Source organism: Streptococcus sp. HMSC057G03, assembly GCF_001808745.1.
Lineage (GTDB): Bacteria > Bacillota > Bacilli > Lactobacillales > Streptococcaceae > Streptococcus > Streptococcus parasanguinis_Z.
Map to the genome: position 1 here is coordinate 125,605 of NZ_KV794429.1, position 24,796 is coordinate 150,400.

General features: G+C 42.2%; 23 protein-coding genes. 9 read left to right on the plus strand and 14 right to left on the minus strand.

Annotated elements, in window-relative coordinates; translation table 11 throughout:
- Nucleotides 1–341: 341 nt before the first annotated feature.
- The 7 genes from HMPREF2686_RS07665 to nox all read right to left on the minus strand — a co-directional run bounded on the left by HMPREF2686_RS07665 (nucleotide 342) and on the right by nox (nucleotide 8,141).
- Nucleotides 342–539, minus strand: coding sequence for a Sec-independent protein translocase subunit TatA/TatB (locus HMPREF2686_RS07665; RefSeq protein ID WP_023918087.1), 198 nt, complete (start codon nucleotides 537–539; stop codon nucleotides 342–344).
- Nucleotides 539–1,258 carry a twin-arginine translocase subunit TatC gene (tatC, locus tag HMPREF2686_RS07670; protein ID WP_070450091.1) on the minus strand — a complete coding sequence of 240 codons (720 nt, stop codon included), beginning with the start codon at nucleotides 1,256–1,258 and terminating at the stop codon, nucleotides 539–541. The genes HMPREF2686_RS07665 and tatC overlap by 1 nt, the downstream gene beginning before the upstream one ends.
- On the minus strand, nucleotides 1,245–2,930 hold the full coding sequence (locus tag HMPREF2686_RS07675; RefSeq protein ID WP_070450094.1) for an FTR1 family iron permease: 1,686 nt from the start codon (nucleotides 2,928–2,930) through the stop codon (nucleotides 1,245–1,247). The genes tatC and HMPREF2686_RS07675 overlap by 14 nt, the downstream gene beginning before the upstream one ends.
- The gene (gene efeB, locus HMPREF2686_RS07680) at nucleotides 2,908–4,113 is read right to left on the minus strand and encodes an iron uptake transporter deferrochelatase/peroxidase subunit (RefSeq protein WP_049482959.1); all 1,206 of its coding nucleotides are present in this window, start codon (nucleotides 4,111–4,113) and stop codon (nucleotides 2,908–2,910) included. Before efeB ends, HMPREF2686_RS07675 begins: the two co-directional genes overlap by 23 nt.
- A 5-nt stretch (nucleotides 4,114–4,118) precedes the next feature.
- Nucleotides 4,119–4,991 (minus strand): iron uptake system protein EfeO, encoded by an 873-nt coding sequence (gene efeO, locus HMPREF2686_RS07685; RefSeq protein WP_049482961.1) that lies wholly within the window; start codon nucleotides 4,989–4,991, stop codon nucleotides 4,119–4,121.
- A gap of 110 nt (nucleotides 4,992–5,101) precedes the next feature.
- Entirely contained in the window at nucleotides 5,102–6,646 is a 1,545-nt protein-coding gene (locus tag HMPREF2686_RS07690) for a ClC family H(+)/Cl(-) exchange transporter (protein ID WP_070450097.1), read from the minus strand.
- A gap of 118 nt (nucleotides 6,647–6,764) precedes the next feature.
- Nucleotides 6,765–8,141 (minus strand): H2O-forming NADH oxidase, encoded by a 1,377-nt coding sequence (gene nox / locus HMPREF2686_RS07695; RefSeq protein WP_045759419.1) that lies wholly within the window; start codon nucleotides 8,139–8,141, stop codon nucleotides 6,765–6,767.
- 225 nt (nucleotides 8,142–8,366) lie between these two features.
- Between nox and HMPREF2686_RS07700 the strand changes: the two genes are divergently transcribed.
- The 3 genes from HMPREF2686_RS07700 to HMPREF2686_RS07710 are packed head-to-tail and all read left to right on the plus strand — an operon-like array spanning nucleotide 8,367 to nucleotide 11,184.
- A complete protein-coding gene (locus HMPREF2686_RS07700; protein WP_186822867.1) occupies nucleotides 8,367–9,290 on the plus strand; it encodes an FAD:protein FMN transferase in 924 nt (307 codons plus the stop codon).
- A gap of 25 nt (nucleotides 9,291–9,315) precedes the next feature.
- Nucleotides 9,316–9,921 carry an NADPH-dependent FMN reductase gene (locus tag HMPREF2686_RS07705; RefSeq protein WP_045759417.1) on the plus strand — a complete coding sequence of 202 codons (606 nt, stop codon included), beginning with the start codon at nucleotides 9,316–9,318 and terminating at the stop codon, nucleotides 9,919–9,921.
- An 18-nt stretch (nucleotides 9,922–9,939) separates the two neighbouring features.
- Nucleotides 9,940–11,184, plus strand: a complete 1,245-nt coding sequence (locus HMPREF2686_RS07710) for an NAD(P)H-dependent oxidoreductase (RefSeq protein ID WP_049507732.1) — start codon at nucleotides 9,940–9,942, stop codon at nucleotides 11,182–11,184.
- A gap of 30 nt (nucleotides 11,185–11,214) precedes the next feature.
- On the opposite strand, the gene HMPREF2686_RS07715 is transcribed toward HMPREF2686_RS07710, so the two are convergent.
- The 4 genes from HMPREF2686_RS07715 to HMPREF2686_RS07730 form a co-directional block, all read right to left on the minus strand.
- On the minus strand, nucleotides 11,215–11,778 hold the full coding sequence (locus tag HMPREF2686_RS07715; protein WP_080978242.1) for a TlpA family protein disulfide reductase: 564 nt from the start codon (nucleotides 11,776–11,778) through the stop codon (nucleotides 11,215–11,217).
- Between the two features lie 21 nt (nucleotides 11,779–11,799).
- On the minus strand, nucleotides 11,800–12,507 hold the full coding sequence (ccdA2, locus tag HMPREF2686_RS07720) for a thiol-disulfide oxidoreductase-associated membrane protein CcdA2 (protein ID WP_045759415.1): 708 nt from the start codon (nucleotides 12,505–12,507) through the stop codon (nucleotides 11,800–11,802).
- A 395-nt stretch (nucleotides 12,508–12,902) separates the two neighbouring features.
- On the minus strand, nucleotides 12,903–14,219 hold the full coding sequence (brnQ, locus tag HMPREF2686_RS07725; protein ID WP_049507731.1) for a branched-chain amino acid transport system II carrier protein: 1,317 nt from the start codon (nucleotides 14,217–14,219) through the stop codon (nucleotides 12,903–12,905).
- Between the two features lie 145 nt (nucleotides 14,220–14,364).
- Nucleotides 14,365–14,919 (minus strand): GNAT family N-acetyltransferase, encoded by a 555-nt coding sequence (locus tag HMPREF2686_RS07730; RefSeq protein WP_049471712.1) that lies wholly within the window; start codon nucleotides 14,917–14,919, stop codon nucleotides 14,365–14,367.
- Nucleotides 14,920–15,014: 95 nt separating this feature from the next.
- Between HMPREF2686_RS07730 and HMPREF2686_RS07735 the strand changes: the two genes are divergently transcribed.
- Nucleotides 15,015–16,358, plus strand: coding sequence for an MATE family efflux transporter (locus HMPREF2686_RS07735; RefSeq protein ID WP_070450100.1), 1,344 nt, complete (start codon nucleotides 15,015–15,017; stop codon nucleotides 16,356–16,358).
- A gap of 72 nt (nucleotides 16,359–16,430) precedes the next feature.
- Here the strand turns inward: HMPREF2686_RS07735 and HMPREF2686_RS07740 are convergent, their stop codons facing one another.
- On the minus strand, nucleotides 16,431–18,101 hold the full coding sequence (locus tag HMPREF2686_RS07740) for a formate--tetrahydrofolate ligase (protein WP_049499031.1): 1,671 nt from the start codon (nucleotides 18,099–18,101) through the stop codon (nucleotides 16,431–16,433).
- Between the two features lie 175 nt (nucleotides 18,102–18,276).
- Here HMPREF2686_RS07740 and HMPREF2686_RS07745 point away from each other — a divergent pair, with 175 nt between their 5' ends.
- The 5 genes from HMPREF2686_RS07745 to HMPREF2686_RS07765 all read left to right on the plus strand — a co-directional run bounded on the left by HMPREF2686_RS07745 (nucleotide 18,277) and on the right by HMPREF2686_RS07765 (nucleotide 22,531).
- Nucleotides 18,277–18,954 (plus strand): phosphopantothenate--cysteine ligase, encoded by a 678-nt coding sequence (locus tag HMPREF2686_RS07745; RefSeq protein ID WP_049488762.1) that lies wholly within the window; start codon nucleotides 18,277–18,279, stop codon nucleotides 18,952–18,954.
- Nucleotides 18,955–18,964: 10 nt separating this feature from the next.
- Nucleotides 18,965–19,504 carry a phosphopantothenoylcysteine decarboxylase gene (gene coaC, locus HMPREF2686_RS07750; RefSeq protein ID WP_024056114.1) on the plus strand — a complete coding sequence of 180 codons (540 nt, stop codon included), beginning with the start codon at nucleotides 18,965–18,967 and terminating at the stop codon, nucleotides 19,502–19,504.
- A complete protein-coding gene (locus HMPREF2686_RS07755; RefSeq protein WP_024056113.1) occupies nucleotides 19,501–20,061 on the plus strand; it encodes an ECF transporter S component in 561 nt (186 codons plus the stop codon). Before coaC ends, HMPREF2686_RS07755 begins: the two co-directional genes overlap by 4 nt.
- A gap of 150 nt (nucleotides 20,062–20,211) precedes the next feature.
- Nucleotides 20,212–21,927, plus strand: a complete 1,716-nt coding sequence (locus tag HMPREF2686_RS07760; RefSeq protein ID WP_049499034.1) for a phospho-sugar mutase — start codon at nucleotides 20,212–20,214, stop codon at nucleotides 21,925–21,927.
- Nucleotides 21,928–22,183: 256 nt separating this feature from the next.
- A complete protein-coding gene (locus HMPREF2686_RS07765; protein ID WP_023918049.1) occupies nucleotides 22,184–22,531 on the plus strand; it encodes a DUF6568 family protein in 348 nt (115 codons plus the stop codon).
- A 27-nt stretch (nucleotides 22,532–22,558) separates the two neighbouring features.
- Here the strand turns inward: HMPREF2686_RS07765 and mutY are convergent, their stop codons facing one another.
- Together mutY and pta are read right to left on the minus strand one after the other, a co-directional pair.
- Nucleotides 22,559–23,713 carry an A/G-specific adenine glycosylase gene (gene mutY, locus HMPREF2686_RS07770; RefSeq protein WP_070450103.1) on the minus strand — a complete coding sequence of 385 codons (1,155 nt, stop codon included), beginning with the start codon at nucleotides 23,711–23,713 and terminating at the stop codon, nucleotides 22,559–22,561.
- Nucleotides 23,714–23,805: 92 nt separating this feature from the next.
- Nucleotides 23,806–24,780: a phosphate acetyltransferase gene (gene pta / locus HMPREF2686_RS07775; protein ID WP_070450106.1), complete on the minus strand. Its 975-nt coding sequence runs from the start codon at nucleotides 24,778–24,780 to the stop codon at nucleotides 23,806–23,808.
- Nucleotides 24,781–24,796 lie beyond the last annotated feature (16 nt).

The following is a 24,796-nucleotide window of genomic DNA, read 5'->3' on the forward strand; positions in this document are numbered from 1 at the left end:
CTGACGTCCGTACTCACTTAAGGAAAGTTTTTTATATGACTTTATCTTCAATCTGAGACCGTTAAAACCTCTTTGTTTGAATCTTTCTAACTGAATTGGACACAAAAAATCCACTCACTCGGGGTGAAATGGATTGTTTCTTCATTAACGGTTCAACAAGAAATTGAACAATTTTTCGACAATTTTTACGACCAACCAGCATAAGAATCCGATATAGCTAAAATAGAAAATGAGTGACAAAATCGTAATAATCATGGTTTCCTCCTTCGTCGATTGCAAGTACTTGTCTTATTATACCTTTTTATGCAATCGAACTCAATAGAATTTTGAAAATTGTCTGATTATTCTTTTTCTTCTTTAGCTTCTTTGGCGTCTTGATCTGCTTCTTCACTGCCTTTATTGACAGCTGTCTTAAATTCAGCAAACATTTTGCCGATGGACTGGCCCAACTCAGGCAGGCGTTTTGGTCCAAAAATCAAGAGGGCGCCCAGGATGATGATGATCAAACCTGGTGCTCCAATATCACGTAAAATTCCCATTAGTTTCTCCTTTTTCTTGAATAGATGACTTTACTGAAGGCGACACTGACTTCAAATAAGAGGATAAAAGGGAGTGTCATGGCCAAGTCACTGATAAAGTCTGCAGGGGTTAGCACGACGGCTAAGACCAGCAGAACAAAGTAAGCATAACGTCGGTAGGTTATTAAAAACTGTGGTGTCAAGAGACCAATCGAGGTCAGAAAAGCGACCAAAACTGGTAACTCGAACAAGACCCCTAAAGGCAAGGTAGTGTGCCATAAGAAGGTTAGATAATTTTGTGCTGTTAATTGGGTATCAAACAGCCCTTCTCCTAAACGCATCAAGACCTCTAAAATAGCTGGACTGACAAAGACATAACCAAATGCAAGCCCCAGCACAAAGCAAATAAAGCTAGCTGGGATGTAGGCAAAGATTGCACGCGCCTCCTTCTCCTTCAGAGCCGGCCTTACAAATTGCCAGATCTGGTAGACAATAAAGGGCAAGGTCAGGCTAAAGGCTGTGAGATTGGCCAGCGATACATAGATCCAGAGGATATCATTCGGTCCCAGCACCAGCAGTTTTTGATGCAGGCTAGCCGTCAAGGCTTGGTAGAGCTCTCCTCCAAATACAAAGGCTACGATGAAGACGATAATATAACATAAGACCACTGCGATCAATCGTTTTCGAAATTCGACCAAGTGCTCAACAATGGTCATTTCATCTGCTCTACTCTTTGCCATGTTGTCTCACCGTGATGAGGGCGATCAGAGCCACAAAGATTAGTTGGGGAAGAAGAACTTCCCAGCTTGGATAGATGCCCGCCCAATCGATGGTTGGAAGTCCATTGACCAAATGGCTTGGTAGGATATTGGTCAACTGCAGGGCGTGGATGCTGACACCGAGCATCTTGAAAGCCAAGACGTAAATCAACCATGTCAGAATGAAAAAGATTCGATGAGGTTGGATAGCTTGACTAGCCTTGGTCATGGCCACTGCAATGATGATGAGCACAGCTATAGCAAGCCCGATTCCCAGTAAGAAATTCGCGGTCGTAATCCGCGGAATGATCCCGACATAGAAGAGAATGGTCTCAGCCCCTTCTCGAAAGACTGCTAAGAAACTGAGGGCAAACATAGAGACAAAGCTTCCTGTAGCCGTCACGGTCTTCATCTGACGGTCCATAAAGGCATTCCACTGTTTGACAGAGGACTTGCTATGGAGCCAAATTCCTATGAGGATCATCATGACCACAGCGAAAATCCCAACGCCACCTTCAATGATTTCCCGGTTAGACCCCGAAGTAACAGCTGGAAATGCTACTTGCAGAATAAGAGCGATCGCTGCACTGGCAAGAACACCAGCGATAGCTCCACCGTAAACCCATTTGAGACCTTTCCTCATCTTAGCGGCCTTAAGGGTCGTCACAAGCGCCATGACAATCAGAAGGGCTTCTACTCCTTCACGCAGAAGAATCAACATGGCATCAAAAGTGTTGTAAGAAGCTGTCGTATCGATCGCAGAAAGGTCCTTGATCAAGGCTTGTAATTTCTCTTGATAGGCCTTTTCTTTCCCCTTGACCATAATAACCGGGGATTCGCTCTCTACGCGCGTGTAGAGACTTGGATTGGTCGTGCTAACATCCCCCTCGATGGTTGGCCAGATCGTGATGAACTGCTTCATAGTCGCTGTAGCAGACTTATCGTCGCCGGATTGGAATTGGCTTTGCGCCTTCTCCAAAAGCTTGATCCCATCGTTCAACGTCAAATCCGTACTGGCACTGCTAATGGCTTCTCCTTTTACAAAGGCATCAATCCCATTTTTGAGGTCATCATAAGAGGACTGGATGTTGGTAAAATCAGTAGGCTCTGTTTCAATACTACTGCGCAAGAGCGAAATGGCCGTCTCGATTTTGCCATAGTAGGCTGTGCTGTGATCTCTTACCACCGCTTCGTTTCGCGTCCAGGTGTTATTGAGATCTGCATAGGTTTGACGGGTTTTATCCAGATCCTTAGCTGCAATGGCCTCTTGTAGGTTCTTAAAGTAAGGTGCGAGGCGACTCACGAGTTTGTCTTTTTCCGCCTCTAAATCGACCGGATTTTGCTCTTTTTCAAAAGCCAGCAAGGCAGATGAGATCTTGGTGAGATCGTCTTTGGTTACCTCCCCTTTTATAGCCAGGGCTTGGCTAACTTTTTTCCCTGCCTTGGAATCATGGTGATCTTTGGATTCAAAATCAGCCTGAATCTCAGCGATTAATGCCTTGGCCTTTTTCTGGTCCTTATTTTGTACAGCGGTTGTTGCATCTGTGATCTTGATAAAGAGATCGCTATAAGATTCCGCAGCCACTGGATGAGTCCAGAACAAGGCAAGAATACCTAACAAGATCAAGAGTTTATTCAAAGAGTGCTTGACCAAGGTAGCCTCCTTTCTCTACGCCTGCAAAGCAAGCAAAGAGTCCACTACCAATATGGGTGATGTACTCGTTCATTTTATCCACTGCACCTAGATTGGTTTGGATTTTGACAAAGCTGTTCGGATCCTTTTGAAAGGCGATAAAGATCAAACCAGCATCAAATTGCCCAGTCTGTTCATTGATGCCATCCGAATAGGAATAAGACCGCCGTAAAATCGGTCGATCCACTTCTTTGGCCAAACGAACATGTGAATCTACTGGTAGTTTAGATAAATCTACTTCATCAAATTCGTTGGTTTTACCAAAGGGAGCACCGGACTCCTTGTAGCGACCAAAGGTGTTTTCTTGCTCCTGCAAATTGGTTCGGTCCCAAGTTTCCAAGTGCATTTGCACTAGGCGAAGAGCCATATAGGAACCACCCTTCATCCAGTCCTTGCTGTCAGTCCAGACGACCTTGTCAAAATCTTTCTCAGTCGTGACATTTGCTGTTCCATCCTTGAAACCAAAGAGGTTGCGTGGTGTTTCTTTTCGGTCACCAATCGCCGCAAATCCTGATTTGCTCCACTTCATGGTAATAGTATTTCGACCCTTACGAATCAGATTTCGCACCGCATGAAAGGCTACTTGCTCATCATCTGCACAGGCCTGAATGACGATATCACCACCAGTGTATTTGTCCTGCAACTGCTCCTTTGGAAATGGGGGCAAATCACGAAAGAGTTTCGGACGTTTGGACTCCAAGCCCAGTTTCTTTAGAAAGGAAGCAGAAACCCCAAAAGTCAAGCTCAAACGATAGGGGTTGAGTCCCACTGTTTCACCTGTATCTGTTGGTGGCAAGAGGGTATTGGAACCATCTTTTTTGACCAATTCTCCTTCGACTAATTTACTACTGTAATCAGTCCAGTCTTTAAAGAGCTGGATGACTTCTTTTTTGTCCGTCGTGTGAAGATCCACCACCACCAAGTAGCAAGCCTTCTGCATGGCCGTCGTAATCCCTGCTTGGTGCTTGCCATAAAAGGAGATGTCTTCATCCCCATCATAAGCTTTTTTACTGGAACTGTCTTGATTAGCGAAAAAAGCAGATGCACCAGAGAGGCCCAGCGCTAGACCGGCCCCTCCAATACCTGCTTTTTTAAGAAATTCACGACGGTCCATTTTTTTATCTAAAAATTTTTCGTCAGCCATTTTTCTTATTTCCCATCTAAAATCACACCCATTTGAGACAAAGGTTCACCAAGTTTGGTCACCGCTTCAGCCAATTCCTTGGTATCTTCCTTGGTCAAATCTGTGTAAGACTTGTAATTTGTTTCATCAGTCATGTGTTTGTCCAATAAATCATTGACATTTTTGAATTCTGCTTCCAAGGTTTTAACCAACTTGGCATCTTTTTTCTCAATCAAAGGTTTAAAGAGAGAGAAAATCTTTTCAGCTCCTTCAATATTGGCACGGAAGTCGTACAGATCTGTATGAGAGAAGACTTCTTCTTCACCCGTGATCTTTTGCGTTGCCACTTCATTGAGCAGATCAACAGCCCCAGTTAGCATCACATCAGGAGTCACATCAACGGTCGCGATCTTAGCTTTCAACTCCTTGATATCGTTCACCAGTTGGTCTGCATATTTGTCAGTGCCATCTGTGGTATTGTTTTCCCAAAGGATGCGCTCAATCCGGTGGAAACCAGACCAGCCTTCTTCTGATTTATTTTCATCCACATAGTCTACCAAACGGTAGTCAATCTTCACATCAGACTCCCCAAAGGTTTCAGCAATCGGTTCTGAGCGTTCATAGGCCATGCGGATCAAGGGATATTGTTTTTTAGCTTCTTCCAAATTCCCAGCTTTTAGGGTATCTCGGAAACCTTCTGTATCCTTAAGCAATTGGTCGATTTGCATTTCAACAAAGTCTTTGTATTCAGCTGTCGCATTGTCCAAGGTCTTTTGGTCAGCCTTTGACAACTGCACCGTTGAGCTAGTTTGCGTCTTTTGACTGGACTGTTTGCTACTAGAATTCGCACACCCTGCTAAAAGAGCAACACTCAATAAGAGTAGACTATATTTTTTCATGAAAGACTTCTCCTCTTTTGTTCTTGGACTTATTTTACCAGAAGTTTTCTCATTTTTCAACAATTGTCTGAAAATTTAATAATATAAAGGCTTTTCTAAGAAACTGTCTTTTACAAAAGAATATCCTTGACTCGTCCTATTTCGGATTCTTTCACCACCACAAAGATGCTATCACCTAGATACAAGCGGGTCGCACCATTGACCGTATAGCTCTTACCACTTCGCATTTGCGTGGTGATCAAAATATCTTGGGGAAGTTCTAGTTCATGAACTTGTTTCCCTGCAATCTTTTCGGATACAGGAATCTCAATCAAGGTCAACTCTCCTTCCTCTTGCGCCTTATCCGGTAAGAGTTGCTCCAGCATGGCTTCATAGACTGGTGCTCCATGGAAGAGATCCATGATCATGTAAGCCAGCAAGGTGACCATACCCAGTGGCATTAAACTACGAATATCACCGACCATCTCTGTTACCAAAATCATAGCTGTTAAAGGAGCTTTCGAAATAGCCCCAAAATACCCACTCATTCCTAAAATAATGAAGAGAGGTAATTGATTTTGAGAGATAAAGCCAATATTTTGGAGGAAAGTTCCAACAATCGCGCCTAAAAGAGATCCTAAAGCTAGAATGGGCAAGAAAATTCCGCCAGGTAGACCACTACCATAGCTCAACATACTCCAGATAAACCGGATCGTAAAATAGAGAAGGATCGATAGAACTGGATACGGTACTCGAGCTAAATCCAAAACCAATTGGTTCCCGCCACCAAGAATTTGTGGAAGGAAATAGCCGATTGGAAGAATCGAGACAAAGGCAAATAAGGAAGAGTAATGAGAGGGAACATGAAAAATCTTTTCAAGTAAACGATACAATCGACCGATATTCAGCACCACTACTTCATAGACATAACCTGCTGCCCCCAAAAAGACTCCAAGAAAAAGGTAAATCCAGTACTGAGACAAATGGAGCGGCGGAATATTTTGCGGCATATGAAGTACGGGTGTTTGACCAAAGACATTGAGTGAAATAAAATTAGCAGTCAGACTAGCGGCCAAGGTCGAAATCCAAAAGAATCGAGAAAAATGATGGTAGACTTCTTCCACGACAAATAAAAGTCCTGCTATAGGTGCATTAAAGGCGGCTGCAAGGCCAGCAGCAGCCCCACTTGCAATCAAAGACCGCTCCTCAACTGGGCTGACCTTCAAATGACGGGCCACTCCTTTTCCACCCATAGCCCCTAATTGAATACTAGGACCTTCACGACCAAGCATCAAGCCACTTCCGATGGCCAAGACACCTAGAATATACTTCTTCCACAAGGTATCCCACCAGCTCACCGCCAAAAGACCCTTGAGCTCTGCTTCGACTTGCGGAATTCCCGATCCCTTGATATCCCGATTGGTGCTTATTAGACGACCAGCAATCAGTACGATCACCCCATACCCCAACAGCATCGCCAGCAAATAAAGTGGTTGACCAGACATCTCCTTGTAGACGCCTTGAACAAAATGAAAAATATGTTCGATTAAAAAGCGAAAACTCGAGACGACACAGCCCACAACGATCCCAACCAGAACACCTCTGACAATATGTGCTACAATTGAACTAGAGGCAAAACGAAATTCATTTTTAAAGGCTTCTTCTTTTTCAGACATTCCCTAACTCCTTCAAACTCTTATCCTATTCATTATACCTTATTTTACTGCCTCTGCATACATTCAAAGACAGAAAAAAACAAAACTAGCATCGCTAGCTTTGTTTTTCATTTAGTCCTTATTCAGCAGTTAAAGCTGCCATTGTGATGTAGTTATATGGTTTGTTGAAGTGTGGCAAGAAGAACAAGTCAGTCAAGGCTAACTTATCAATCGTCACATGTTCTTGAATTGCAAGCGAGAACATGTGGATGGCCATTGAGATGGCGTTATCACGTGATACCATTTGAGCTCCAAGGATTTGACGAGTGTCTTTGTCATAAACAATCTTAATACCAACCTCATAGTTATCGTGTTTGATAAATTCAGGTTTTTGAAGGTCGTTGAAGCCTGTTTCAGTGGCATTGAAGCCGGCAGCTTTTGCTTTTTCAAGAGTCAAACCAGTTGAAACCATGTGAAGACCGTAAATCGAAATACCGTTAGAACCCTGAACACCGATTCCTTCCAATTCATGACCAGTCGCATTGTAGGCACCTACAATACCAGAACGAACTGCATTAGATGCAAGAGCGATATAGCTCATTTCACCACGTGCATTGTCATAAATTGTTGCACAGTCACCAACGGCAAATACGCCTGGAATTGATGTTTCTTGTTTCTTGTCAACAAGGAAGGCACCGTTGCGGAAGAGTTCGATCTTACCATCAGCAAGAGCTGTATTTGGACGGAAACCAACAGCCAAGATGACCATATCTACATCGAAGGTTTCTTTATCGGTTACAAGACGTTCTACCTTACCATCTCCTTCAACTGCTTGAACAGTTTGTCCAAGTGCCAAACGGATGTTGTGGTCTTCTAAGTTTTTCGCCATGATGTCTGTGAAGTCTTTGTCGTAGTAACCGTTTAAGACAGTGTCCACGATATCCACCAAGACAACGTCTTTACCAAGACGTTCGAAAGCTTCAGCAAGTTCAACACCGATGTACCCACCACCAACTACGGCGATACGGTTCAAGTGTTTGCTGTTGTCTTTCAATTTTTCAATCACTTCTTCAGCGTTTTGGTACAATTTAACGAATTGAAGATTTTCAAGAGTTGCTTTGAATTCACGGTTACCAGGAACAATTTCAACTCCTTTAATTGGAGGAATGATTGGTGTTGATCCAGTCGCAAAAATTAATTTTTCATAAGATTCTTTGTGTTCTTTTCCATCAACCTCTGCAGTTACCACTTTGTTGTCATAGTCAATTGAAAGAACAGGAGAGTTCATGTAGACTTTTGCACCTTTTGCTTCCAATTTTTCTTTGTCAGAATAGAAGAGACCTTCTGGACCATCGATTTGCTCACCGATCCAAAGTGCCATCCCGCATCCAAGGAATGAAATGTTTGAGTTTTGGTCAAAAACCACAATTTCATTTTCATTTCCAAAATTATCTAACATAGTGTTGATACAAGCTGTTCCGGCATGGTTTGCCCCTACAACAACGATTTTACTCATAGAATAAATCCTACCTTTAATTAAAATTTACTTCTTGAGTATATCATAAAAATGATATCGGTTACAAGATATTTGCTCAATATTTGTGATCTTTTCTTCAAACCTTCTGAAAGCTTCCTCTCACAGCTTTCATAAAATGTCAAATAATTTGTCTGAAAGGATTGTGAAAACGGTCTCTATTTGGTATACTGTAGGTAAGTGAAAATTGGAAAGGATAGATTTTTAGTGGACCTAAGTAGTCGATCCGAACGTCTGATGGGAACCACCATCACCGTTTCGATCTGTGACCCACAAGCGGATGAACTCCTTGCGCATTGCTTTGAACTTCTTCGCTCCTACGAACATCGCTTCAGTGCTAATGATGCAAGTTCTGAACTCATGGAAGTCAATCACCAAGCTGGTATTGCTCCTGTTCAAGTTCATCCAGATCTTTTTGAACTGATCGCATTAGGTACCTTGCATAGTCAAGCTAAAAATAGCCATTTAAACATTGCTATCGGCCCTCTTGTGCAAACCTGGCGGATCGGATTTTCAGATGCCAGACGTCCTGCACCAGAAGAAATCGAACAAGCGCTTTTAAAGATCGATCCCCAGCAGATTCAACTAGACCAAGAAAACTATACAGTCTTTTTGAAACGTCCTGGAATGAAGATCGACTTGGGAGCTTTAGCAAAAGGCTATAGCGCAGATTTAATTGCTACCTATCTGAGAGGTAAGGGAATCAAGGATGCCTTGATCGATCTTGGAGGAAATATCCTAACCGTCGGTCAACACCCCGTTAAACAGCAGCCTTGGCGGATTGGCATTCAAAATCCTATCGAAAAAAGAGGAAATCACTTACTGGTCCTCTCAGTCAAGGATAAATCTGTTGTCACCTCTGGCATCTACGAGCGTCATTTAGAAGTCGACGGCCAGTCGTTTCACCATATCTTTGATAGCGCGACAGGCTATCCGGTTGAGACAGACTTAGCCAGTATCACCATTATATCTGATCGATCCGTAGACGGGGAGATATGGACTACCCGCCTGTTCGGGGACTCTCCTACTTCTATCCTCAACACTGTTGAATCACTTCCTGGTATAGAGACCTTATTGGTTTCACAATCAGGCAAGATCGCCTATACAAGTGGGCTTCAATCTTATTTATAATTCTGTTATCAGAAAGGAAATTTCCATGGTAAAACTTATTGCGATTGTGGGGACTAACTCCAAACGTTCTACAAACCGTCAACTGCTTCAATACATGCAAAAACATTTTGCTGATAAGGCTGAGATCGAATTGGTCGAAATTAAAGATATCCCTGTCTTTAACAAACCAGCCGACAAACAAGTACCTGACGCTGTCTTGGATATTGTTGCAAAAATTGAAGAGGCTGATGGAGTCATTATTGGGACTCCAGAATACGACCACTCTATTCCAGCAGTCTTGATGAGTGCTCTAGCTTGGCTCTCATACGGAGTTTTCCCATTGTTGAACAAACCAGTCATGATTACTGGGGCATCATACGGTACCTTGGGATCTTCACGCGCCCAACTCCAACTCCGTCAAATCTTAAATGCTCCAGAAATTAAGGCGAATGTCTTGCCAGATGAATTCTTGCTATCTCATTCATTACAAGCCTTTGATCAAAATGGAGACTTGGTAGATTTGGATGTTATTCAAAAATTAGATGCCATCTTCAATGATTTCCGTGTGTTTGTGAAAATCACAGACAAATTACGCAACGCCCAAGAATTGCTTCGCAAAGATGCTGAAGAATTTGACTGGGAAAACTTGTAAGATAGGAGACAGAAAAGAATGAAATTTGTAGGACTTGTAGGATCAAACTACGATCAATCATATAACCGTAAACTCTTGGAATTCATTCGCCGCCAATTTAAGATCAAATTTGAATTGGAAGTTCTTGAAATCGATGAAGTTCCAATGTTTAATCAAGATGAAAAATGGGACGAAAGTTTCCAATTACGTCTTTTGTACAATAAAATTACTCGAGCAGATGGTGTCATCATTGCTACTCCAGAGCACAACCATACGATCTCTGCTGCTCTTAAATCTGTTCTTGAATGGCTATCTTTTGAGGTGCATCCATTTGAAAACAAACCAGTAATGATTGTTGGTGCTTCCTACTATGATCAAGGGACATCACGTGCTCAGGTTCACCTCCGCAAGATCCTTGATGCTCCAGGTGTCAATGCTTATACTCTTCCAGGTAATGAATTCCTTCTTGGAAAAGCAAAAGAAGCTTTTGACGAAAACGGCAATATCATCAACGAAGGAACCGTCAAATTCCTCGAAACCTGCTTGGATAATTTTATGAAATACGTTGAGGTTGTATCTAAATTGAAAAAACCAAAACCAATTGAACCAGAAGACTTGGATTGTAATCATCCAATCGCTACAACTGTTACTGAGGTCGATCCTGACGATCCAGATTGGGTAGAAAAAGTAGCTGAAATCACTGGTGCCGTTTCCGGCGATACCTATGTCAAACTCGACCACGGTATCCTAACCGTTAACCAAATTGATATGTTCTTAAAGGCTATGCCATTTGAATTGACCTATGCCGATGATAACAACCAATTCCTCTACTACAACAATGCCCATCAAGATCCTGATACCATGTTTGCCAAACGCGTGCCACCTCAATCAGGAAGCCGGATGTCAACCGTTCATGGTTCCCTACCACCAGCACGTATGAAAAACGTGGAATGGGTGATTGGTACCCTTCGTAACGGTAACCAAGACTATGTTCGGACTATTGTTCCAGGATCTCCTGAAGGCGTGATCAACACTCACAACTACCAAGCTATGTACTATGAAGATGGTTCATACGCTGGTATCAATGAGATTGTCTTCAACTTCAAACCATGGTTGGACTGGTACCTGCAAACAACCGGCCAACGTCTAGTTGGCGGAAGCGGTCCATTTGCTCCTGCTGGTGGACACGGTAGTGCAGATGCAACTTCTGGTGCTTCTGATGCTGGAGGACATGGTGACGGAGGGCACGGAGATGCCGATGCAACTTCTGGTGCAAGCAACTAATAAAAAAATGAAGCTTCGTGCTTCATTTTTTTATTGTAACTCTTTGATGATCTTCTTAGCATCTTCATTTGAAATAGCCCCTAATTGGACATGTCCAATTTTCCCATGACTGTCTATAAAGACCTCTGTAGGAATAGAGCGAACCTGATAATCTGCAAATGCAGAACCATCTGGATTGTACAAGACCGGTACGGACTTGTAATCTTGTTGATCAAACCATTTAACAAATTCTTCTTCTGTTTTTTCACCTTGGAGTCCTGGTGCCATAATGGTCAGAATTTCAAAGTCTCTATCCGTATCCTTGACCAATTTCTCTAATTCGGGCATACTTTGCCGGCAAGGGCCACACCAGGTTGCCCAAAATTTCAAATAAAGCTTCTTCCCTTTGTAGTCTGAAAGTTTGACCGTATTCCCCTTCATATCCTTTAGTTCAAAGTTACTAGCGTCTTTTCCTACCAAAGGATTCTTATTCGTTGTTGTATTCATTGTTGTCTGATTGTCCATACTAGTCTCACTGGATTGATTCATGGAACAAGCTGACAGCAAAGCTAAAGAAAGAACTGAGAAACAAGCATATTTAAAACCTTTCATCATGCATTAAACCTCCGATTATTTTTATGAAAAGATAGATGACAAACTGTTCAATTGTCCCAAGAGTAAGAGAATTCCCATCAGAATAATGATGGCTCCGCCGATTTTCTTCAGCAATAACAAATGGGGTTTGAGACGATTAAAGTAAGGTAGGACCAGACTAGATGCTAAGGCTAACAGTAAAAACGGAAGAGCCATTCCCAATGTATATACAAGGAGATAAATAGCACCCATAAGAGCATCTTGCCCATCTGATGCTGCTAAAGCAAGGACTGATCCTAATACCGGACCAATACAAGGCGTCCAACCAAAACTAAAACCAAGACCAAGGAGAAAAGCTGAAAACAATTCATTCTTCTGTTTGTTGGCTCCAAAATCCATTGTTTTTTGCTTTTCAAGGAAATGAAAATGAAAGACTTCCATTTGATGAAGACCAAGGATAATGATGAGGGCTCCCATCAGATAACGGAACCAATTGGTGTACATGATCTTTCCAAGCAAGCCCGCTCCAAAACCAATGAGGAGGAAAATAACAGAAATACCGGCAATAAAACAAAGGGTTTTCAACAAGCCATGCCAGCGAATTTTTTTCCCGAACAATAGGATAGCCTTTTCCTGATCACTTCCTAGCAAGATTCCAATATATACCGGTAGCAAAGGAAAGACACAGGGAGAAAAGAAAGACAGAATACCCGCAAGAAAAACTGTCAATGAAAAAATGATTGGATTCATAGTTCACTCCGTATATTGATATGCTACATTCAGTATAACATTGACTGACCTAAAATAAAAATTTCTGCTACGTTTTTTTACTAAAGTTTGGATTTAGATACTAGTTTCAAAAGAAAGACCCTAAAGCCAATAACTTTAGAGTCTAAGTTGTGGTGAAAAACTAAAAGAATATATAAGGCACATTCAAGTATACATTGAAACTTTCCGCCGTGAGAAAAGTGCTAGAAACACTATTGTTTCTAGCACTCGGGAGTTTTGGAACCTTAGGTCCAAAACTAAGTCATGGAACTTCTTTGAAGTTCGCTGACGTCCGTACTCACCTAAGGAAAGTTTCTAAGAAGATATTATCTTCAATCTATTTCTAAAGCATAAAACTTTAGAGTTTCTAATATAACTTATTCTTCTGCCGTTTGTTTATTTGGTAATACGAGCGATAAAAGAATTCCGATAACTACTGGCACTAACCATGGAAGAGATTGAGCCGCAAATGGAAGCAAAGCAATCCACTTTTCTACAAGTGAAATTTTAAAGGTACTTGCCAGAACACTCGCAACAGAGACAAAGCTGGCCAAGAAAATAGTCAGTTGCATTCCTGGTTTTGAAAGAGCCACAAATTTATTCACTATCACAAGCAATACAATGGTAATGGTGATTGGGTAAAGAATCATCAAGACTGGCAATGAGAAAGCAATAATGGCATTCAAGCCAAGGTTTGCAATCGCAAAACCAATCAAAGTGAAGACACTTGCATAGACCTTGTAAGAAACCTTAGGGAAGGTGCTTTGGAAGAATTCACTGGTAGAGACGATTAAACCAGCAGTTGTGGTAAAGCAAGTTACCGTCACCATTCCTGCTAGGAAAATCTGAGCAGTCGGACCAAAGATCGCTTTGGTCGCTTCTGATAATACATACACCCCTTTATTGCTATCAGATGCCATAACAGAAGCTGGAATAGGAAAATGATTCCCCAGATATCCTAAACCGATATACAGCACACTAAAACCAAGGGCTACAACAATTCCAACCAACCAAATAGTCTTGATGTATTCTCTCTTACTTGAAAATCCAAGTTGATTCAAGGTAGTCACTGCGATCACACTAAAGGCAACAGATGCCAAGGCATCCAAGGTATTGTACCCCTCTAAAAATCCTTGCCCAAAGGCAGATGCCTGATAGGCTTTTGTGGCCACCATTGGAGCGTGTCCACTATATTTAAGAGCTCCAAGAACGACCAAGATCAAAATGAGAATCGCAAAGATCGGGGTCAATATACGACCAATCCGATCTAGAATCTTAGATGGATTCAAAGCAATCAGAAAGGCTAGCAAAAAGTAGACCAGGGTAAAAATGAAAAGTGCTAAACTGGCATTCATTCCACCTAATAAGGGGGCTATCCCCACTTCGAAAGATACCGTCGCCGTTCTTGGAATGGCAAAGAAAGGACCAATCGAAAGATAAAGCGCAACTAAGTATACAATCGCGAAAACAGGTGAAATCTTACGAGAAATCTCATCAATATATCCTTTGGGATTAAGTGTACCGATAATCAAGGTCACAATGGCAATTCCCACGCCTGAAAGGACAAACCCAGCAATAGCTGGCCAAAATTGATTACCCGATAAAGCACCAAGAGCCGGTGGGAAAATCAGGTTTCCAGCACCAAAAAAAATACCAAACAGTAATAAACCTGTCAGGGAACCTTTTCGTAACATACGATCTCCTTAAAAAGTAATAAGTTTTACTTTATCAAAATTATGGCACTGATGCAACTAATGTGCATACTCATTTAGGAACCCTCATCAAAATTAAATAAAAAATGGAGATTCTAGTTTTCCCTAGAGATTCTCCATCTTTTTTCTAGTGGTCACTAAAGCGTCTATATTTAATGCGGAAATCGAAATAATTTTCTTCCTGCAGTTTACGGAAAATATCGCGATAAGCCTCTTCGTCAAAGTGGTCACCCCGATAGAGAATTTCAAAGCTAAGTCCTTCGTATTCTAAAAAGGCATTGGCAGTTTTAAATCCATTTCGCTTATAGAAATCCATCCGAGACTGACGTTGCTCTAGATTGTCACATTCTTCATCTAAACGTTCCACTTCAAGAATCATGGTTCTTTGGTAAAATTCTACCAATTTTTCAATGATTTCTTGACCATAACCGTGGCTACGTAGGTGGGGCATAATGGCAAAGAAACTGACATAAAAAGCTTTCTGATTATAGATTGAAAAAGCAAATCCGACAAATTCTTCCTCGTTATAAAAAGCAAAGAAATTGGCATCGTCATTGTCCGTATAGCGTAAAAATTCTGACAAAGGAACACGCTCTTCTTCTGGAAATGCTTCGATATTCAGCCTTTCGACTTTATCCAGATCTGGGAACGTTTCAGTGATTAATTGGCTCGTTAAGCTCATATGGCCTCCTTTTCTGACACGATTATATCAAAAAATGTAAGGGGATTCAACTACTGATGCTTGTCGCTAGTTACTGAAGTTGGTATAATGGCACTATGAAAAGAATTCAACGTGTGGACCTCATAGATGGTCCTATTTTACCTACTCTTTTAAGTTTTGCCTTTCCTATTCTTTTATCCAATATCTTCCAACAACTCTACAATACCTCGGATGTCATGATTGTAGGACGATTTTTAGGTCAAAAATCATTGGCCGCCGTTGGGGCGACCTCTGCTATTTTTGATTTGATTGTTGGATTTGCCGTCGGTGTTGGAAATGGGATGGGCATCATTATCGCGAGAAATTATGGAGCTAAAAACGATGACCAATTACGAAAATCTGTCGCGGCAACTGCTGTTATTGGCGGCATCCTCAGTCTCTTCGTGATATCTATTGGTGTTGTGGGTCTTTATCCCCTTCTCCAGTTTTTAGGGACCCCACCAGCTATTATAGCTCAGTCCTATCTCTATATCTCCACTATTGTCAATGGTGTAGCTGTGACCTTTGCCTATAATCTTTGTGCCGGACTTCTTCGAGCGGTTGGCGATAGCTTAGCGGCACTCTACTTCTTGATTATCGCTGCCGTTCTCAATATTCTTCTTGATCTTTATTTTATTACCCAACTCCATCTCGGAGTCCAATCCGCTGGGATTGCGACTATTATTGCGCAAAGTTTTTCTGCACTTCTTTGTTTCTTTTATATTCGCAAAAAAGTGCCTTTCCTCCTGCCAAATCGCAACGATTTTGTGTGGGATCAAAGGCTCTATCAAGACTTAATCAGTCAGGGATTGACCATGGGGCTCATGTCTTCTATTGTCTCTATCGGAACAGTTATCTTACAATCAGCTATCAATAAGCTTGGAATGACCATCATAAGTGCTCAAATCTCAGCTCGTCGGATCATGTCCTTTGCCCTCCTGCCAATGGCTGCTATTTTCACTAGTATGACGACCTTTACCTCGCAAAACTTTGGTGCTAAACGCTTTCGACGGATTCAAAAAGGGGTCAAACAAGCTTGTCTTCTCTCCTTCGTTTGGTCGATCATTGTTGCCATCCTCCTCTTCTTTACAAGCCCGTTCTTAACAAACCTCATATCTGGATCTAGCGATCCTAACTTGATCGCAAATGCCAGTCTCTATCTGCAAATCAGCTCCTGCTTCTATCCGGTCTTAGGATGCCTCTTGATTTTAGGGAATTCCCTCCAAGGTATTGGTAGAAAATTGACCCCTTTGATTTCTAGCTTTATCGAGTTAACAGGAAAAATTCTCTTTGTACTTTTCATTATCCCTCATACAGGCTATATAGGAGTCATTCTTTGCGAGCCTCTCATTTGGGTCCCAATGACCCTCCAACTTTGGTTTACCTACCACAAAGCCAGTCATCAGCTTCTTGCACCATAGCATTCGACGAGTACATAATAAAACAACTTCTGCTCATTTGAACAGAAGTTGTTTTTTGTCATCAGACGTCTATTAGAACAAGCCAATAGCTGTTCCATCAGCAGCCACATCCATATTTAAAGCAGCTGGACGTTTTGGTAGACCAGGCATGGTCATGACATCCCCAGTCAAAGCGACAATAAAGCCTGCTCCCAATTTTGGAACCACTTCACGAATAGTAATTTCAAAGTTTTCCGGAGCTCCCAAGGCATTTGGATTATCAGAGAAGCTATATTGTGTTTTGGCCATACAGATTGGCAACTTATCCCAACCATTTTTCACGATTTGGGCAATTTGTGTCTTGGCTTTCTTCTCAAAATTCACCTTCGTACCGCGATAAATTTCTGTAACAATCTTTTCAATTTTTTCTTCAACAGAAAGGTTATTATCATACAAGCGTGTGTAGTTAGCTGGACTTGTTTCGATGGTTTTAACCAAGGTTTCAGCAAGTTCAACTCCACCGTCAGCACCATTCGCCCATACACTCGCAAGCTCAACTGGCACCTCAATTTCAGCACACAATTCTTTCAAAGTAGCAATTTCCGCTGCTGTATCGGTGATAAATTCATTGATAGCAACCACTGCAGGAATGCCAAACTTACGGATATTTTCAACGTGGCGTTTCAAGTTGGCAAAACCAGCACGAACAGCCTCTACATTTTCTTCAGTCAAAGCATCCTTAGTCACTCCACCGTTCATCTTAAGAGCACGGAGAGTCGCTACAATCACAACTGCATCTGGTGATGTAGGCAAATTTGGAGTTTTAATATCAAGGAATTTTTCAGCACCAAGGTCAGCACCAAAACCTGCTTCTGTAATTGTATAGTCCGCTAAATGCAGAGCTGTCGTCGTTGCTAATACAGAGTTACATCCATGGGCAATATTGGCAAATGGGCCACCGTGAACAAAGGCAGGCGTTCCATAGATGGTTTGAACCAGGTTTGGCTTAATCGCATCTTTGAGGATCAAGGCAAGAGCCCCTTCCACTTCCAAATCACGGACATAAACTGGACTACGATCATAACGGTAACCAATTACAATGTTGGCCAAACGACGTTTCAAATCTTCAATATCTGTCGCCAAGCAAAGGATGGCCATGATCTCAGAAGCAACGGTAATATCAAAACCGTCTTCACGCGGAATCCCATTTAAAGGACCGCCAAGACCGACAGAAACATGACGAAGAGCGCGGTCATTCAAGTCCACTACCCGTTTCCAGATAATCCGACGTTGGTCAATTCCTAGCTCATTTCCTTGGTGCAAATGATTATCAATCAATGCTGAGAGAGCGTTATTAGCCGTTGTGATCGCATGCATATCCCCTGTGAAATGAAGGTTGATGTCTTCCATCGGTAGAACTTGGGCATAGCCACCACCAGCAGCACCACCTTTAATCCCCATAACTGGACCTAAAGAAGGTTCGCGAATGGCAATCATGGTTTTTTTACCGATTTTATTCAAAGCATCTGCTAGACCAATGGTGATGGTTGATTTCCCTTCTCCAGCTGGAGTTGGGTTGATCGCAGTGACTAAGATAAGTTTTCCTACTGTATTTTTCTCAACTTCACGAATCTTATCAAAGCTCAATTTCGCCTTGTATTTTCCATACAATTCAAGATCATCGTCAACCAAACCAATTTTCTTCACAACGTCTACAATCGGTTGGAGTTCAATGCTTTGAGCAATTTCGATATCTGTTTTCATAAGGGACTCCTTTATATTTGATAGATCTATTATACCTAAAATTCGCGAAAATAACATATTTTTTTCACCTTTTGAATCGAACGTTCGTTTTTTATGTAAATTTTATGGCTACACATAGCTAATCCTAATAGCTTCAGAACTTTACTTATGTATCTTTTTTGTGTAAAATAAGCATATGCATATTTTAATTACATCAGGCGGGACGAGCGAAGCCATTGATAGTGTTCGTTCGATCACCAATCATTCCACCGGGAGCCTAGGGAAAATCCTTGCAGAAACGGCTCTTGCTAAGGGACATCAGGTGACCTTGATCACAACGCCTACCGCTCTTAAACCCGACCCTCACCCACAGCTTCGACTTCTATTGATCGACAATGTTGAGGAACTTCTCTCTCAAATGAAAAAGGAAGTTCCTCGTCACCAGGTATTAATCCATGCTATGGCAGTCTCAGACTATACGCCTGTTTACATGACAGGCCTTGATGAAGTTAAGAATGCTCAGGATCTTCATACCTTTATCCATCGCGAAAATCACGAAACCAAAATCTCTTCGAAAGAAGAATATCAGGTGCTCTTCTTAAAGAAAAATCCGAAGATTATCTCGCTCGTTAAAGAATGGAACCCTGCCATTCAACTGATCGGCTTTAAGCTTTTAGTCGACGTTTCTTCTGAAGAGTTGATCCAGGTAGCGCGTGAAAGCCTGGTTAAAAATCATGCCAGCATGATCGTTGCCAATGATCTGACCAAGATTCAGAACGGTCAGCATCAAGCCTATCTAGTAACAGATGATCACGTTCTAGAAGCTTCTACGAAAACAGAAATCGCAGAGGCTATCCTACGTTATATCAAATAAAAAGGTACATATGACACACATTACTTTAGCGGTTACCGGTAGTATTTCCGCCTATAAGGCTGCTGATATTACCAGCCAACTAACCAAATTGGGATTTGAAGTGAAGGTCCTCATGACTCCTTCAGCCCAAAAATTTATCACCCCTTTAACCTTGCAAGTTCTTTCAAAAAATCCAGTAGGCCTAGAGGTTATGGTGGAAGACGATCCACAGCGGATCGAGCACATCGACATTGGGAAAGAAACTGACCTCTTTCTTGTAGCGCCGGCCAGTGCCAACACCATTGCTAAATTGGCCATGGGACTTGCAGATAATATGGTCACAAGCACAGCTCTAGCCTTGCCTCAAAGGACTAAAAAATTACTGGCCCCTGCTATGAATACAAAAATGCTAGATCATCCTGCTACCCAACGAAATCTAAAACTCTTACAAGACTATGGTTACCAGATCATCCAACCTCGAGAGGCTACTCTCGCTTGTGGAGATCAAGGTTCTGGAGCTCTAGCCACTGTCGACACTATCATCCAAGCTGTTAAGGAGAATTGTTTATGAGAAAATCAGCCTCTATTTCACGAATTGCCATCTTTTTTGCCGTGATGATCACCATTCACTTTGTGACGTCCTTCATTTTGCAATTTGTCCCATCAGGAATTCAACCAACCTTGGTTCATATTCCTGTCGTGATCGCTTCTATTATCTACGGACCTCGAACTGGAGCAATTCTAGGACTCCTCATGGGACTCTTTAGCCTCACCATGAATACCCTGGTTATAACACCAGCCAGCTATCTCTTTAGTCCCTTTGTCCCTCACGGGAATCTCTACTCCCTTATCATTGCCATAGTCCCTCGGATTCTCATTGGGGTAACCCCTTACTTCGTCTATCGCTGGATTCGCAATCGTACAGGACTTATGATCGCTGGAATTGTCGGCTCTATGACCAATACTGTTTTCGTTCTAAGTGGGATTTATTTCTTCTTTGGAAATAGCTTCGGTGGTGGAATTCAACATTTCCTAGCCTTGATTATATCTACCAACTCTCTCATCGAAGTCATTGCTACAGTCCTCATTACCAGTGCCGTCGTTCCATCTCTTGAAAAATTAAAATAACCTTTCAAGCCAAGACCAATTTATCTTGGCTTTATTTGATGGTGAATTAGCTCTATTTTTTTGAAAAGATTTACATTTATCGCTAGAATTTTCAGAAAAAATTTGCTATAATGTAAGCGATTAAATTATAAGCAAAAAGGAGACGCTTGCATGACCTATCAAGAAAACTACCAAAAATGGCTCGACTTTGCTGAATTACCAGCTTACCTTCGTGATGAGTTGGTCGCAATGGATGAAAAAACAAAAGAAGATGCCTTCTATACCAACCTTGAATTCGGTACAGCTGGTATGCGTGGATTAATCGGTGCTGGTACCAACCGTATTAATATCTATGTTGTTCGCCAAGCAACTGAAGGGTTGGCCCAATTAATCGACTCAAAAGGTGAGGAAGCGAAGAAACGCGGTGTTGCGATCGCCTACGACAGCCGTCACTTCTCTCCTGAGTTTGCTTTTGAATCTGCTCAAGTTTTGGCTGCACACGGAATCAAATCTTATGTATTTGAAAGCCTACGTCCAACACCTGAATTGTCATTTGCTGTTCGTCATCTCCACACATTTGCTGGGATTATGGTAACCGCTAGCCACAACCCTGCTCCGTTTAATGGATATAAGGTATATGGTGAAGACGGTGGACAAATGCCACCTGCAGATGCCGATGCTTTGACAGATTACATCCGTGCTATCGAAAATCCTTTCACTGTACAATTGGCTGACCTTGAAGAAAGCAAAGCTAGTGGCTTGATTGAAGTTATCGGTGAAAACGTCGACGCTGAATACTTGAAAGAAGTGAAAGGCGTTAACATCAACCAAGACTTGATCAATGAATACGGTCGCGACATGAAGATTGTCTACACACCACTTCATGGTACTGGTGAAATGTTGGCTCGTCGTGCTCTTGCCCAAGCTGGATTTGAAGCTGTTCAAGTTGTTGAGGCTCAAGCCGTTCCAGATGCTGACTTCTCAACTGTTAAATCTCCAAACCCTGAAAACCAAGCTGCCTTTGCTCTTGCTGAAGAACTTGGCCGCAAAGTAGACGCTGATGTATTGGTTGCAACTGACCCAGATGCTGACCGCCTTGGTGTTGAAATCCGCCAACCAGATGGTTCTTACCTCAACCTTTCTGGTAACCAAATCGGAGCGATCATTGCTAAATACATTCTTGAAGCTCACAAAACAGCTGGTACCCTTCCTGCCAATGCTGCCCTCTGTAAATCAATCGTATCAACTGAGTTGGTGACTAAGATTGCAGAAAGCTACGGCGCAACTATGTTTAACGTCTTGACTGGTTTCAAATTTATCGGTGAAAAAATCCATGAATTTGAAACACAACACAACCACACTTACATGCTTGGTTTCGAAGAAAGCTTCGGTTACCTGATCAAACCATTCGTACGTGACAAAGACGCTATCCAAGCCGTTCTTATCGTTGCTGAAATCGCAGCTTACTACCGCTCACGTGGTATGACTTTGGCAGATGGTATCGAAGAAATCTACAAACAATACGGTTACTTCGCAGAAAAAACCATCTCTGTTACCCTTTCAGGTGTGGACGGGGCTGCTGAAATCAAGAAAATTATGGATAAATTCCGTGGCAATGCTCCTAAACAATTTAACAACACAGACATTGCTAAGACAGAAGACTTCTTGGAACAAACAGCTACTACTGCTGACGGCGTTGAAAAATTGACAACTCCTCCAAGCAACGTTCTTAAATACATCTTGGCTGATGATTCATGGTTTGCCGTTCGTCCTTCAGGTACAGAACCAAAAATCAAATTCTACATCGCCACAGTTGGTGAATCTGAAGCAGATGCTAAAGAAAAAATTGCGAATATCGAAGCAGAAATCAATGCTTTTGTAGGCTAAAACATGAGGCTGGGACAAAAGTCCTAGCCTCTCAATTATTTTTGGATTGTAGAGCAAGACGCAGTGGTTGAGTGGGCTCTACTACGCTGATTTCATCAGCTTTTACAGCCCTACTCAACTGTGCGGAGGTGGGACGACGAAATCGAATTCTAACGATAACCGATTTCTGTCCCACTCTCTCTTTCTTTCGTAGCAAATACCAGCGATTTTATAGAAAATATGGCATACTAGACATAGAAGAAAGCGAGGTAATCTCATGGAACAATTTTTAGAAGATATTAAAGATCTTGAAGTCACAACTGTCGCGCGTGCGCAAGAAGCGATCGATCAAAAAGAAACAGCGACCTTCTTTATCGGACGCAAGACTTGCCCTTACTGCCGGAAGTTCGCTGCTAAATTAGCAACTGTCGTAGCTGAAACAAAAGCTCATATCTATTTTATTAATAGTGAAGAACCAAGTCAGCTAGACGCATTACAAGCCTTCCGCTCAACTTACGGCATCCCAACTGTCCCAGGATTTTTACATGTCGAATCTGGTGAAGTCAGTGTTCGTTGCGACTCATCCATGTCTGAAGAAGAAATCAAAGCATTCGCTCATCTATAAAAAAAATATCTAGAGAATAATCTCTAGCTATTTTTCATTTTCCGTAAAAGTCGTCCAAATCTTTTGCTGGGGTTTAGCAAAAGGATAGTCCGAAAATTCTTCTGGTGTTAACCAAACAGTCGATTCACTTGCTGGTTGCTCTCCTTCTTTTACTAGGCCGTAACGAAGTTGAACCTGCCACTTGCGATGCGAAAAGACATGCTGGACGATAGGATACGATCTGTCCTGCCATTCAATAGCCAAGTCATAGTCTTGTTCAAAGGAAAGAATTTCTGGGTTGACTTCTGCATGACCTTGCCCATTCAGTAGGGATAATTGACCTAGGTTCTCAGATAGGCCATCCACTTCAATCAAGGGGAAATGCCAAAAACCAGATAAAAGCCCTTCTCGCTCATTTTTCTCCAGCAAGTAGCGGCCTTGACTATCCTTGATAATAAAGGCTGTTAGATGGACAGGTACCGGTTTCTTCTTAGGAGCCTTAATGGGATAACGATCCATGGTCCCATGTTGATAGGCTGCGCTAAACTCCTTGACAGGACTCTCTTCCGGCCGCGGGTTGACTGGGGATTCAATATCTGATCCCAAATCCATCAAAGCCTGATTGAAATCACCAGGACGATCTGGATCAATCAAGATCTCCATCATGGCTTGGAAAATCTTGCGATTGGTCGGGACTCCGATATCGTAGTCCACTTCAAACAAGCGAGCCAGTACTCTCATGACATTACCATCCACAGCAGGCTCCGGTAGGCCAAAAGCAATACTCGCAATGGCACCAGCAGTATAAGGCCCAATTCCCTTAAGTTTTGAGATAGCCTCATAACTTGATGGAAACACTCCTCCGTGGTTCCCCATAATCTGCTGGGCAGCTTTCTGCATGTTGCGGACTCGTGAGTAATAGCCCAAGCCTTCCCATGCTTTTAAGAGCCTTTTTTCAGGAGCTTGAGCCAAATCAGCGACAGTTGGAAACCAGTCCAGAAAGCGCTCATAATAGGGAATAACCGTATCGACACGTGTCTGCTGGAGCATAATTTCTGAGATCCATATTTTATAAGGATCTTGCGTCCGTCTCCAGGGGAGATCCCGTTTATGGGCATCATACCAGGCTAATAACTTTTCTCGGAAGGAAGCAATTTTTTCCTCCTCCCACATGATAATCCCGTAATCTTTTAAATCTAACATATTCCTAGTATACCATAGAATGAGTTATAGTTTAGAAATTCTGATTTTATAAAGAAAAAGGCTCAAGATCATCCTGAGCCTTTCAATCATTCTTATTGTTCTACTGCTTGTGCCGCTGTAATCAAGGTTAATTTGTACACGTCATCTGCATTACATCCACGAGAGAGGTCGTTGACTGGTTTGTTCAACCCTTGCAAGACAGGACCTACCGCCGCAAAGCCACCAAGACGTTCTGCCATCTTGTATCCAATGTTACCTGCCTCAATACCAGGGAAGATAAAGACATTAGCTTGTCCTGCCACCTTGCTTCCTGGAGCCTTCAAAGCTGCAGTTGCTGGGACAAAGGCTGCGTCAAATTGCAATTCCCCATCAATTTCAAGGTCTGGACGAAGTTCATGAGCAAGCTTAGTCGCTTCGACAACCTTATCAACACTTTCACCGAAACCAGAGCCTTTGGTTGAATAGCTCAACATGGCAATTTTTGGATCAATGCCAAACATCTTAGCTGTGATAGCAGAGTTGATGGCGATTTCAGCTAAGCCTTCAGCATCTGGATTGATGTTGATGGCACAATCCCCGAACAAGTAGCGTTCGGATCCACGTACCATAAGGAAGGCACCAGAAGTCCGTTTGACATTTGGACGAGTTTTGATAATTTGAAGAGCTGGACGAACAGTTGCAGCTGTTGAGTGAATCGCACCTGATACCATCCCATCAACAATTCCCATGTGAACCAACATCACACCGAAATAGTTAACGTCGTCTTTCAAAACTTGACGCGCTTCTTCTTCTGTCATTTTGCCCTTACGACGTTCTACTAAGGAAGCTACCATCTCTTCAAAACCTGGATAAGAATGCGGATCAATAACTTCATATCCTTCCAAAACCCCTTCGATTTCGAGGTAAATACGAATTTTATCTGGATTACCAAGCAATACAGGGGTTACATCTGTCTCGTTCACAATTCGTTTTGCTGCTTGGAGAATACGAGGCTCTTCACCTTCAGGTAATACAATACGTGCATTCTTACCAACGAGGTTGGCTTTGAGATTTTCAAAAACTTCCATGAGTTTTACTCCTTTT

What these genes read in the sequence shown, in the direction of transcription:
- HMPREF2686_RS07665 (WP_023918087.1), bottom strand. Translation starts at nt 539, where the DNA reads ATGGGAATTTTACGTGATATTGGAGCACCAGGTTTGATCATCATCATC.
- tatC (WP_070450091.1), bottom strand. Translation starts at nt 1,258, where the DNA reads ATGGCAAAGAGTAGAGCAGATGAAATGACCATTGTTGAGCACTTGGTC.
- efeB (WP_049482959.1), bottom strand. Translation starts at nt 4,113, where the DNA reads ATGGCTGACGAAAAATTTTTAGATAAAAAAATGGACCGTCGTGAATTT.
- efeO (WP_049482961.1), bottom strand. Translation starts at nt 4,991, where the DNA reads ATGAAAAAATATAGTCTACTCTTATTGAGTGTTGCTCTTTTAGCAGGG.
- HMPREF2686_RS07690 (WP_070450097.1), bottom strand. Translation starts at nt 6,646, where the DNA reads ATGTCTGAAAAAGAAGAAGCCTTTAAAAATGAATTTCGTTTTGCCTCT.
- nox (WP_045759419.1), bottom strand. Translation starts at nt 8,141, where the DNA reads ATGAGTAAAATCGTTGTTGTAGGGGCAAACCATGCCGGAACAGCTTGT.
- HMPREF2686_RS07705 (WP_045759417.1), top strand. Translation starts at nt 9,316, where the DNA reads ATGGTAAAACTTATTGCGATTGTGGGGACTAACTCCAAACGTTCTACA.
- HMPREF2686_RS07710 (WP_049507732.1), top strand. Translation starts at nt 9,940, where the DNA reads ATGAAATTTGTAGGACTTGTAGGATCAAACTACGATCAATCATATAAC.
- HMPREF2686_RS07715 (WP_080978242.1), bottom strand. Translation starts at nt 11,778, where the DNA reads ATGATGAAAGGTTTTAAATATGCTTGTTTCTCAGTTCTTTCTTTAGCT.
- ccdA2 (WP_045759415.1), bottom strand. Translation starts at nt 12,507, where the DNA reads ATGAATCCAATCATTTTTTCATTGACAGTTTTTCTTGCGGGTATTCTG.
- brnQ (WP_049507731.1), bottom strand. Translation starts at nt 14,219, where the DNA reads ATGTTACGAAAAGGTTCCCTGACAGGTTTATTACTGTTTGGTATTTTT.
- HMPREF2686_RS07730 (WP_049471712.1), bottom strand. Translation starts at nt 14,919, where the DNA reads ATGAGCTTAACGAGCCAATTAATCACTGAAACGTTCCCAGATCTGGAT.
- HMPREF2686_RS07735 (WP_070450100.1), top strand. Translation starts at nt 15,015, where the DNA reads ATGAAAAGAATTCAACGTGTGGACCTCATAGATGGTCCTATTTTACCT.
- HMPREF2686_RS07740 (WP_049499031.1), bottom strand. Translation starts at nt 18,101, where the DNA reads ATGAAAACAGATATCGAAATTGCTCAAAGCATTGAACTCCAACCGATT.
- HMPREF2686_RS07745 (WP_049488762.1), top strand. Translation starts at nt 18,277, where the DNA reads ATGCATATTTTAATTACATCAGGCGGGACGAGCGAAGCCATTGATAGT.
- coaC (WP_024056114.1), top strand. Translation starts at nt 18,965, where the DNA reads ATGACACACATTACTTTAGCGGTTACCGGTAGTATTTCCGCCTATAAG.
- HMPREF2686_RS07755 (WP_024056113.1), top strand. Translation starts at nt 19,501, where the DNA reads ATGAGAAAATCAGCCTCTATTTCACGAATTGCCATCTTTTTTGCCGTG.
- HMPREF2686_RS07760 (WP_049499034.1), top strand. Translation starts at nt 20,212, where the DNA reads ATGACCTATCAAGAAAACTACCAAAAATGGCTCGACTTTGCTGAATTA.
- HMPREF2686_RS07765 (WP_023918049.1), top strand. Translation starts at nt 22,184, where the DNA reads ATGGAACAATTTTTAGAAGATATTAAAGATCTTGAAGTCACAACTGTC.
- mutY (WP_070450103.1), bottom strand. Translation starts at nt 23,713, where the DNA reads ATGTTAGATTTAAAAGATTACGGGATTATCATGTGGGAGGAGGAAAAA.
- pta (WP_070450106.1), bottom strand. Translation starts at nt 24,780, where the DNA reads ATGGAAGTTTTTGAAAATCTCAAAGCCAACCTCGTTGGTAAGAATGCA.